The following is a 10,014-nucleotide window of genomic DNA, read 5'->3' as shown; positions in this document are numbered from 1 at the left end:
CTGGCCGCCCGCCCCGCCCTTGCCGGTGTCGTGCAGCAGCATGGCCAGGAACAGGGCCTCGCGGTCGTCGATCAGCGGCATGATCGCCGTCGACAGCGGATGGTCCTCGGCGAACTGGCCGTTGGCGATGTCGGCGATCACCCCCACCGCCCGCAGGGTGTGCTCGTCCACCGTATAGGAATGGTACATGTTGAACTGCATCTGGGCGACGATGCGGCCCCACTCCGGTACGAACCGCCCGAGCACGTCGGCCTCGTTCATCATCGACAGGGTGCGCTGCGGATTGCGGCCGTGGGCGAGGATGTCGAGGAACACCTTGGCCGCCTCGGGGTCGCGCCGCACCTTCGAGCCGATCATGGCCACGCCGCGGCTGGCGGCGGTGAAGGCGTCCGGGTGCAGGTCCAGGTCGCGGCGGTCGGCCAGGCGGAACAGCCGCAGCATGTTGATCGGATCGGTCTCGAAGACGTGCGGGCCATCGATGTTGAGACGCCCGCCCTCCTCGTGGAAGCCGGGGTCCAGCGGCTTCTTCTTCAGCCGGCCGCGCCCCGGGATCAGCCGCGAAAAGCCGCGCGGCTGCTGCTTGATCTGCTCGGCTTCCAGCTTGGCCGCGAAGACCCGGGTCAGCATGCCCACCTCCTTGGCGATCAGGAAGTAGCGGCGCATGAACCGCTCCACCGCCGGGGCGTCGCCGCGGTCGCCATAGCCCATCCGCCGGGCGATCTCCGGCTGCAGGTCGAAGGTCAGCCGCTCCTCGGGCCGGCCGGTGGCGAAGTGCAGGTGGCCGCGCACCGCCCACAGGAAGTCGAAGGCCCGGATGAAGGCCGCCACCTCGCGGCGCTCGAACATGTCGAGCTGGACGATGCCGTCCACCTGGGCCACCGGATGCAGGTACTGGGCGATCCAGAACAGGGTGTTGAGGTCGCGAAGCCCGCCCTTGCCCTCCTTGACGTTGGGCTCGACCAGGTAACGGCTGGCGCCGGCCCGGTCCTGGCGCTCGTCGCGTTCCTTCAGCTTGGCGGCGACGAACTGGGCGGCCGTGCCCTTGACCACCTCGGCGCGGAACCGGCGGGTCAGCTCGTCGGCCAGCTTCTCGTCGCCGGTCAGCCGCCGCGCCTCCAGGATCGAGGTGCGGATCGTGTAGTCCTCGCGGGAGAGCTTGATGCACTCCTCGATGGTCCGCGAAGCGTGGCCGACCTTGAAGCCCAGGTCCCACAGGGCATACAGCATGTACTCGATCACGCTCTCGGCGTGGGCGGTCTGCTTGTAGGGGCGCAGGAACAGCAGATCGAGATCGGAGAAGGGCGCCAGCGCGCCGCGGCCGTAGCCGCCGACCGCGATCAGGGCCAGGCGCTCGCCCTCGGTGGGGTTGCGGGCCCGGAACACGTGGACGGTGGTGAAGTCGTAGAGGGCTGTGACCACCTCGTCGGTGACCCCCGACAGCAGCCGGGCGGTCTCGATGCCGCCGGCGCCGTTCTCCAGCCGCTCCTTGGCGATCATCCGGCCGCGGAACAGGGCCTGCTTGAGGATCGCCAGCGCCCGGCGGCGCTGCTCGGCCTCGTCGCCCGCCGCATCCAGGGCCGCCGCCGAGAGCTGGGCGCGCAGCCGCACGCCGTCGACGACATATTCCAGGCGGGTGGGGCGAAGGCGCGGGGGCATGTCACCGCATATAGGGCAAGCCGCGCCCAAGCGGCAGGGGATACGAAAAAGGCCGGCGTTTCCGCCGGCCCTCGAACGCAACTATGGAAAGCCTTGGGTTAGTCGGCCGACTGCGCTTCGGCCAGCTTGGCCTGAGCGGTCTTCAGGGTGGCGCGGACGCAACGGCCGTAGGCGTTGGCGATCAGGCTCTCGCCGTAGGTTTCGCGCATGCAGACGGTGCGGGCGGCGCGGGTCAGGTCGGCGTCGATCTGGGCGGCGGATTTGCCCACCAGCGAAACGCGGACTTCGGCGGCCGAAGCGGGGGCGGCGAAGGCGATGGCGGCGACGGCGGTCAGGACGGCAATGCGGATCATTTCAAATTCTCCTTTGGCGCGGCGGGAGGAATGTCCGCGCTGACGGAGGCCTTTTCGACGCTGAAGATTAATTTGTGGTGCAGCGCGGTGGTTAATATTGTGCAATGCACAATACTCCGCGACCGGAGGGTTCAGAGCCCCGCCTGCGCCAGGGCGTCGGCCAGCCTCAGCTCGCCGGTCCAAAGGATCGCGTGCCAGCCGCAGGCGCGGGCGGCCTCCACATTGCGCAGGCTGTCGTCGATCAGCAGCAGCTCGTGCGGCGCGAAGCCGGTGCGCTCCTCCACCAGGCGGAAGAAGGCCGCATCGGGCTTCTTGCAGCCATAGTCGGCCGCGTAGTGCATGGCCTCGAACCGGACGTTCAGCCCGAGCGACTGCCACAGGTGCCGCGCGCGATGGTGCTCCTGCACCGTGGCCAGGTGGAGTTCCAGGCCCTCGGCGCGGTATGCGGCCAGGTCATCCAGCAGCACGTGGTCCAGATGGCCGTCCTGTTCGAACCAGTAGGCGGCGAGCCGGTCGCTGGTCAGGTGCGGGGCGATCTCGGCCAGGGCCGGGGCCAGGCGCTCGTGCAGGTCGGCGCGGCCGAGCACGATGTCCTCGAAATGCGGCGTGAAGAACGCCCGCTGCAGGTCGTCGGGGGAGAGGCCGAGATCGGCCTCCATGTCGGCGTCCCAGCGGCGGCCGTCGGGATGGCGGACGACCACCCCGTCGACATCCACCATCAGGCACCTAACCGCCATCTAGAGCAGGCCCTTCAGGCGATAGAGGGCGTCCATGGCTTCCCTTGGGCTCATGCTGTCGGGATCGAGGTCGCGCAGGGCGGTCTCCGCCGCGCTCGGTCCCCGGCGCTCGGGCTCAGGCGCGCTGGCGGCGAACAGCGGCAGGTCGTCCAGGTGAGCGGGGGCGCCGGCTTCCCGCTCCAGCCGGTCCAGCACCTCGCGGGCGCGAACCACCACGGCGGGCGGAACCCCGGCCAGCTTGGCCACCTGCACGCCATAGGACCGATCGGCCGGGCCGGGACCGGCCTCGTGCAGGAAGATCAGCTCGCCATTCCACTCCTTGGCCTTGAGCGACAGGTTGGCGACGAAGGCCAGTCGGCCCTCCAGCACGGCCAGCTCGTGATAGTGGGTGGCGAACAGGCCCCGGCAGCGGTTGGTCTCGTGCAGGGCTTCGGCGCAGGCCCAGGCGATGGCCAGGCCGTCATAGGTGGCCGTGCCGCGGCCGATCTCATCCAGGATCACCAGGGAGCGCGGCGTGGCCTGGGTCAGGATGGCGGCGGTCTCCACCATCTCGGCCATGAAGGTCGAGCGGCCGCGCGCCAGGTCGTCTCCCGCCCCCACCCGGCTGAACAGCCGGTCCACTACGCCCAGCCGCAGCCGCCTGGCGGGCACGAAGCAGCCGGCCTGGGCCAACACCGCCAAGAGCGCGTTCTGGCGCAGGAAGGTCGACTTGCCGGCCATGTTGGGCCCAGTGACGATGGAGAGCCTGGCCCCGGCCACGCCGGCCCCGTCCAGGCGGCAGTCGTTGGGGGTGAAGGGGTCGCCGGCCCGCTTGACCGCGGCCTCCACCACCGGATGGCGCGCCGCCTCGGCCTCGAACACCGTGGAGCGGTCCACCGTCGGGCGGCTGGCGCCCACATCGTCGGCCCACTCTGCGATTCCCGCGGCCACGTCGAGGGCCGCTGCGCCCTGCGCGGCGGCCTGGATGGCGGCGGCGACCGCGATGGCGCCCTCGCGCCAGGCCTCGAAGGTGGCGACCTCCATGGCCAGGGCCCGCTCGGCGGCCTGGGCGATGCGGGCGTCCAGCTCGGCCAGCTCCACGGTGGTGAAGCGCACCTGGTTGGCCAGGGTCTGGCGGTGGATGAAGATCGCGTTCAGCGGCGCGGTCATCAGTGGCTCGGCCGCCTTGACGGTGGTCTCGACGAAATAGCCCAGCACGGCGTTGTGGCGGACCTTCAGCGCCACCCCGCTCTCGGCCTGCAGCCGCGCCTCCAGTTGCAGGATCACCTTGCGGCTGTCATCGCGCAGGGCCCGGGCCTGGTCGAGTTCGGCGCGGACGCCAGCCGCCACGAAGCCGCCGTCGCGGGTCTGGGCCGGCAGCTCGGTCCCGAGGCCCTCGTCCAGCATCCGGCGGAACTCGGCAAGGTCCGCGGCGGCCAACGGATGCAGGGCCGCGAGCGCGCGGGCGATCTCGGCCGGCGGCGGCGGATCGAGCGGCTCGGGGTGGGTGAACAGGTTGGCGATGACCTCGCCGCCAGCCAGGCCGTCGCGCAGGCAGCCCAGGTCGCGCGGGCCGCCCCGGCCCAGGGCGAGGCGGGAAAGGGCGCGGGCCATGTCGCCCATGCCGCGCAGGGTCTCGCGCAGTTTCTGGCGCAATGGCCGGCGCTCGCAGAACCATTCCACCGCGTCCAGCCGCGCATCGATGGCTGCCGGGTCCAGCAGCGGGCGGGCCAGCCGCGCCGCCAGCATCCGGGCGCCCGGCGCGGTGATGGTGCGGTCGATGGCCCCGAGCAGCGAGCCGTCGCGGGCCCCCGACAGGCTCTTCTCGATCTCCAGGCTGGTCCGGGTGGCCGGGTCGATGGCCATGACGTCGGCCTCCCCTGCCCGCCGCGGGGCGGTCAGCGCCGGGAGGCGACCGGCCTGGGTGGTCTCCAGATGGGCGGCGATCAGGCCCAGCGCCGAAACCTCCGCGCCCGACAGCTCCCCGAACCCATCCAGGGTGTCGACCCCGTAGAGCCGCTTCAGCCGCGCCTCGGCGGCGGCGGGTTCGGCGAGCGCCGAAGCCATGGGCTGGATCAGGCCGCCGACGCTCTTGAAGGTCTCACGCAGGGTCTCGTCGGCGAACAGCCGGTCGGGGACCAGGATCTCGGAGGGGCCCAGCGAGGCGAGCGCCGAGGCCAGGCCGTCGCGGGAGAGCGTCATGCACTCCACCTCGCCGGTGGAGAGCTCCACACTGGCCACCGCCGCGGCCCCGGCCCGCACCGCTACGGCGGCCAGGCGATTGGACCCCCGGGCGTCCAACAAGCCGTCCTCGGTCAGGGTCCCGGGCGTCACCACCCGGACCACGTCGCGGCGGACGATGGACTTGCCGCCGCGCTTCTTGGCCTCGGCGGGGTCCTCCATCTGCTCGCAGACGGCGACCTTGAAGCCCGAGCGGATCAGCTTGGCCAGATAGGCCTCGGCGGCATGGACCGGCACGCCGCACATGGGGATTGGCGCCCCGCCGTGATTGCCCCGGGCGGTGAGGGTGATGCCCAGGGCGGCGGAGGCCCGCTCAGCGTCCTCGAAGAACAGCTCGTAGAAATCGCCCATGCGGAAGAAGACCAGGGCGTCGGGCTGGCGCGACTTGGCCTCGAAGAACTGGGCCATGACCGGCGTGGCGCCGGCGGCGTCGGGAAGGGCGGGGGTCTGGGCGTTCATGCGTCGCCGTGAGCCTAGCTGCGCCCGCCGCGTACGTCAGCCCCCGCAGACCCCTTGAACCGAGCCGCCGGACTCCCAAGCTGTGGTTTAGTGAGGAGCTGCGTTTGACCCACCTCATCTTCCCCGCCGGACCCGAGGACGCCGAGGACCTGGCCCGCATCCACGTGGCCTCCTGGCGCGAGACCTATCGCGGCCTCTTGCCCGACTCGTATCTGGCACGGCTGTCGCCCGGCGTGCACACCCGACGCTTCCGGATGAGCCTGCTGCGCCCCGGCGAGCACGAGGCGACCCTGGCCGCCGCCGATCGCCAGGGCCTGGTGGGCTATGTGGCCGGCGGGCCCTCCCGCGCCCGCCGGTTGGGTGAGGCGGAGATCACCACCCTCTACCTGCTCAAGACCGCGCAGGGCCAAGGGACCGGCCGGCGGCTGGTCTCGTCCATCGCCCGGGTGTTCGCGGCCAATGGCGCCACCTCCCTGCTGATCTCGGTGCTGCGCGACAACATCCCGGCGCGGGGCTTCTACGAGCACCTCGGTGGCCAGGCCGAGGCCCCCCGCCGCGAGGCCGGCCCCGGCGGCGTGACCTATGAGGTGAGCTACCGCTGGCCCGAGATCGGGGTGCTGCTGGACGACTGAGCCGGATTTCCGGATGATCAACGGCTGGCGCCTGACGCGCCATCCAAGGGCGGGGCGTTTCATGGGTGTTTCGCGTCGGGCTTTCCTTACCGCCTTGGGCCGCGTCGGCGGCTATGGCGCGGTCTTCACAGCCATGCAGGCCCTGGGTCTTCTGGCCGTCTCGCCGGCCTACGCGGGACCCCCGGACCTGCCGGCCGGCTCCGGGCGCGGGATCAAGGTGGCGGTCCTGGGCGGCGGGGTCGCGGGCCTGGTATCGGCGCTCGAGCTGCGCAAGGCCGGCTACGAGGTCACCGTCCTGGAAGCCCTGGACCGCCCCGGCGGTCGCAGCTGGACCATCCGCGGCGGCGACACCGTGCGTCAGCTCGGCCGCCCGGACCAGGTGGTCGACTGGACCCGCGAGCCCAATCACTATTTCAACGCCGGCCCCGGCCGCATCCCACAATCGCATCACGCCGTGCTGGCCTGTTGCCGCGACCTGGGCGTGCCGCTGGAGGTGATGGTCAACGCCAATCGCGCCGCCAAGCTAGACTTCAACGGCCAGGTGGTCACCAACGGCCAGGCGACCAACGACACGCGCGGCGCATTTTCCGAACTCCTGGCCAAGGCCATCGACCGCCGGGCCCTGGACCGGGAGCTGACCGGCGTCGATCGTGAGCGGCTGATGGCCTACCTGTCGGCCTACGGGGCGCTGGACCGCAACAAGACCTATGCCGGCTCCGACCGTGCGCAGTTCTCCACCCACCCCGGCGCCTATCTGCAGGCGCCAGTGAACGCGCCGCCCCTGCGCCTCAGCGACATGGCCCAGGCGAGGTTCTGGGGTGTCAGCCTGCTGTTTGAGGAATTCGCAGACATGCAGGCGACCATGCTGCAGCCGGTGGGCGGCATGGACCGGATCGCCTTTGCCCTCTACGAGCGCGTGAAGCCCGCCGTGCGGCTGGGCTGCCGGATCCAGGCCATCCGCCGGGCCGGCCCCGGCGCCAGGATCGTCTACACCGAGGGCGGGGCGGAGCGGGTCCTGGAGGCCGACCATGTCATCTGCACCCTACCCCTGCCGGTCCTGGCCAAGATCCCCTCGGATTTCTCGCCCCCGGTGAAGGCCGCCGTCGCCGACGGGGCGCGGGGCTATTTCAGCGGGACCAAGGTCGCCTTCGAGACCCGCCGGTTCTGGGAGCAGGACGACTTCCAGTTCGGCGGCCTGGGCTGGACCGACGAGATCAACGAGACGGTCTGGTATCCATCGGGCGGCCTCTCGGAGAAGACCGGCATCCTGGTGGGCGCCTATTCCATCGGCTTCTCGTCGCCGGACGCGCCCGGCAAGTTCGCCGCCCTGCCCTTCGAGGAACGCTTCGAGACCTGCCGCCGGGTGATCGAGAAGTTCCATCCCGGCCGCGGCCGCGAGCTGGCCAGGCCGGTCACGGTCTGCTGGGCCCAGACAGAGTTCGCCGAGGCCGCGGCGGTCGGGTGGCAGGAGGCCCAGCGGGCCGGCGCCTACGCCCTGCTCTGCAAGCCCGACGGCCCGTTCCTCTTCGCCGGCGAGCATATGAGCTATCTCAACGCCTGGCAGGAGGGCGCCGTGCTCTCGGCCCACGAAGCCATCAAGCTGATCCGCGCCCAGGTCGCGGCCTGATCGATCGTCTTGCGGACGACGGGAGGACGACGAGGCGGGGGATGCCCCGCTCAGACGCCTAGGACGCTATCCGCTCCGGAAGAGCCGGAGCGGCGCCCTAGGCTTTTGACTTGGCGCGCTTTCTGGCGACGAACCGGTCTCCACTTCGCCGGAAAGCGCCCTAGGCGCCGGTCACGTCTTCCCAGAAGCGCTTGGCCTTGCTGATGAAGTTGGCGGACTTGGGATGCTGCTGCTCGCCGGAAAGCTCGGCCAGTTCGCGCATCAGCTCCTTCTGGCGGGCGCTGAGCTTGCTCGGGGTCTCCACGAACAGCTCCACCACCAGGTCGCCGCGTTCGCGAGAGCGCAGGGACGGCATGCCCTTGCCCTTCAGGCGCACGGTGCGGCCGGTCTGGGAGCCCTCGGGCACCTTGACCTCGATGCGGCATTCGCCGTCACAGTTCTCGCCGCCCATCAGGCAGGGGGCCTCGATGTCGCCGCCGAGCGCCGCCACGTACATCGGCACCGGTACGGTGCAGAGCAGGTCCAGGCCGTCGCGGTCGAACAGTTCGTGCGGCTTCACCGACAGGAAGATGTAGAGGTCGCCGCGCGATCCGCCGCGCGCGCCCGCGTCGCCCTCGCCGGCCAGCCGGATCCGGGCGCCGTCGTCGACGCCGGCCGGGATGCGCACCTGCAGGATGCGTTCCTTCCGCACCTGGCCGTGGCCGTGGCAGTCCTCGCAGGGGTCCAGCACCAGGCGGCCGGAACCGCCGCAGCGCGGGCAGGCCCGCTCGATGGAGAAGAAGCCCTGGCTGGCGCGCACGCGGCCCGCGCCGCCGCAGCTGCCGCAGACCGTCGGGCTGGTGCCGGGCTTGGCGCCCGACCCTTCGCAGGTCTCGCAGGTGATGGAGGCCGGGACGGTGATCTCGACCTCGGAGCCCGCATAGGCCTGCTCGAGGGTGATCTCCAGGTCGTAGCGCAGGTCCTGGCCCCGGGCCGGACCGCCGCGCTGGCGGCCGCGACCGCCGAACATGTCGCCGAAGACGTCGCCGAACACCTCGTTGAAGATGTCGTTCACGTCGTGGAACTGGCCGTTTCCGCCGCCGCCGTTGGCGCCGTTCACTCCGGCGTGGCCGAAGCGGTCGTAGGCGGCGCGCTTCTGCGGATCGGAGAGGATCGAATAGGCCTCGTTGATCTCCTTGAACCGGCCCTCGGCCTCACCGCAGCCGCCGTTGCGGTCGGGGTGATGTTCCATGGCCAGCTTGCGGAAGGAGGCCTTCAGGGCCGCGTCGTCCGCGCCTCGGGCTACGCCCAGGATGTCGTAATAGTCCCGCATCTTATGTCAGGCGTTCAAATTGATCTGTGTGAATGAGGTGGGTGGGCGCGAGGTTCGCTGCAAGGTCTGTTCCAACCGAGCGCTCCGCGCAAATAGACGAACGCCCCATGGGCGCCTCCTCGCAAGGCCTGCGGAAGGCGCCCATGGGGCGAAACGTCACGCGGACTTCTTCTGGTCGTCGTCGTCGCCGACTTCCTCGAACTCGGCGTCGACCACGTCGTCGCCCGAGGCTTCCGGCTGGTCGTCGGCCGCGCCGCCGCCCTGCTGGGCCGCGTACATGGCCTCGCCCAGCTTCATCGAGGCCTGGATCAGGGTCTGGGTCTTGGCGGCGATCGCCTCGGCGTCGTCGCCCTCGCGCGCCGACTTCAGGTCGGTGAGCGCGGACTCGATGGCGTCCTTGTCCGGGCCGACGATCTTGTCGCCGTGCTCGGCGAGCGCCTTCTCGGTCGAGTGGATCACAGCCTCGGCCTGGTTCTTGGCTTCCACCAGGGCCTTGCGCTTCTCGTCCTCGGCCTTGTTGGACTCGGCTTCCTTGACCATCTTGTCGATGTCGGCGTCGGAGAGCCCGCCATTGGCCTGGATGCGGATCGACTGCTCCTTGGCCGTGGCCTTGTCGCGCGCCGAAACGTTCACGATGCCGTTGGCGTCGATGTCGAAGGTGACCTCGACCTGGGGCACGCCGCGCGGGGCCGGCGGGATGCCGACCAGGTCGAACTGACCCAGCATCTTGTTGTCGGCCGCCATGGGCCGCTCGCCCTGGAACACCCGGATCGTCACGGCCGACTGGTTGTCGTCGGCGGTGGAGAAGGTCTGGCTACGCTTGGTCGGGATGGTGGTGTTGCGTTCGATCAGCGGGGTGAAGACGCCGCCCAGGGTCTCGATGCCCAGGGTCAGCGGGGTCACGTCCAGCAGCAGCACGTCCTTGACGTCGCCCTGCAGCACGCCGGCCTGGACCGCGGCGCCCAGCGCCACGACCTCGTCCGGGTTCACGCCGGTGTGCGGCTCGCGGCCGAAGAAC

8 protein-coding genes are annotated in these 10,014 nt (G+C 70.7%); 2 read left to right on the top strand and 6 right to left on the bottom strand.

Annotation, left to right across the window (positions count from 1 at the left end):
• The 4 genes from glnD to mutS form a co-directional block, all read right to left on the bottom strand.
• Window positions 1–1,656, bottom strand: a 1,656-nt coding sequence (gene glnD / locus Q8Q88_RS24295; RefSeq protein WP_305677757.1) for a [protein-PII] uridylyltransferase, incomplete at its 3' end; no start/stop codon positions are given.
• Window positions 1,657–1,754: 98 nt separating this feature from the next.
• The gene (locus Q8Q88_RS24290) at window positions 1,755–2,009 is read right to left on the bottom strand and encodes a hypothetical protein (protein ID WP_305677756.1); all 255 of its coding nucleotides are present in this window, start codon (window positions 2,007–2,009) and stop codon (window positions 1,755–1,757) included.
• Window positions 2,010–2,140: 131 nt separating this feature from the next.
• A complete protein-coding gene (locus tag Q8Q88_RS24285; protein WP_305677755.1) occupies window positions 2,141–2,746 on the bottom strand; it encodes an HAD family hydrolase in 606 nt (201 codons plus the stop codon).
• Window positions 2,747–5,425 carry a DNA mismatch repair protein MutS gene (gene mutS, locus Q8Q88_RS24280; RefSeq protein WP_305677754.1) on the bottom strand — a complete coding sequence of 893 codons (2,679 nt, stop codon included), beginning with the start codon at window positions 5,423–5,425 and terminating at the stop codon, window positions 2,747–2,749. It abuts the gene before it with no gap.
• Window positions 5,426–5,529: 104 nt separating this feature from the next.
• On the opposite strand from mutS, the gene Q8Q88_RS24275 reads away from it, so the two are divergent.
• Together Q8Q88_RS24275 and Q8Q88_RS24270 are read left to right on the top strand one after the other, a co-directional pair.
• The gene (locus Q8Q88_RS24275) at window positions 5,530–6,057 is read left to right on the top strand and encodes a GNAT family N-acetyltransferase (protein WP_305677753.1); all 528 of its coding nucleotides are present in this window, start codon (window positions 5,530–5,532) and stop codon (window positions 6,055–6,057) included.
• A gap of 61 nt (window positions 6,058–6,118) precedes the next feature.
• A complete protein-coding gene (locus Q8Q88_RS24270; RefSeq protein WP_305677752.1) occupies window positions 6,119–7,684 on the top strand; it encodes an FAD-dependent oxidoreductase in 1,566 nt (521 codons plus the stop codon).
• 160 nt (window positions 7,685–7,844) lie between these two features.
• Here Q8Q88_RS24270 and dnaJ read toward each other — a convergent pair whose 3' ends face one another.
• Window positions 7,845–8,996 (bottom strand): molecular chaperone DnaJ, encoded by a 1,152-nt coding sequence (gene dnaJ / locus Q8Q88_RS24265; RefSeq protein WP_305677751.1) that lies wholly within the window; start codon window positions 8,994–8,996, stop codon window positions 7,845–7,847.
• 156 nt (window positions 8,997–9,152) lie between these two features.
• The coding region (locus tag Q8Q88_RS24260; protein ID WP_305677750.1) for an Hsp70 family protein at window positions 9,153–10,014 on the bottom strand (862 nt) is incomplete at its 5' end.

Origin of the sequence: Phenylobacterium sp., assembly GCF_030697925.1 — a bacterium.
Lineage (GTDB): Bacteria > Pseudomonadota > Alphaproteobacteria > Caulobacterales > Caulobacteraceae > Phenylobacterium.
The sequence above is the reverse complement of the archived record's forward strand: the minus strand, read 5'-3'. Positions and strand labels throughout refer to the sequence as shown.

Bases quoted from the DNA above. Each gene is read 5' to 3' on its own strand.
- Q8Q88_RS24290 (WP_305677756.1), bottom strand. From the start codon at position 2,009: ATGATCCGCATTGCCGTCCTGACCGCCGTCGCCGCCATCGCCTTCGCC.
- Q8Q88_RS24285 (WP_305677755.1), bottom strand. From the start codon at position 2,746: ATGGCGGTTAGGTGCCTGATGGTGGATGTCGACGGGGTGGTCGTCCGC.
- mutS (WP_305677754.1), bottom strand. From the start codon at position 5,425: ATGAACGCCCAGACCCCCGCCCTTCCCGACGCCGCCGGCGCCACGCCG.
- Q8Q88_RS24270 (WP_305677752.1), top strand. From the start codon at position 6,119: ATGGGTGTTTCGCGTCGGGCTTTCCTTACCGCCTTGGGCCGCGTCGGC.
- dnaJ (WP_305677751.1), bottom strand. From the start codon at position 8,996: ATGCGGGACTATTACGACATCCTGGGCGTAGCCCGAGGCGCGGACGAC.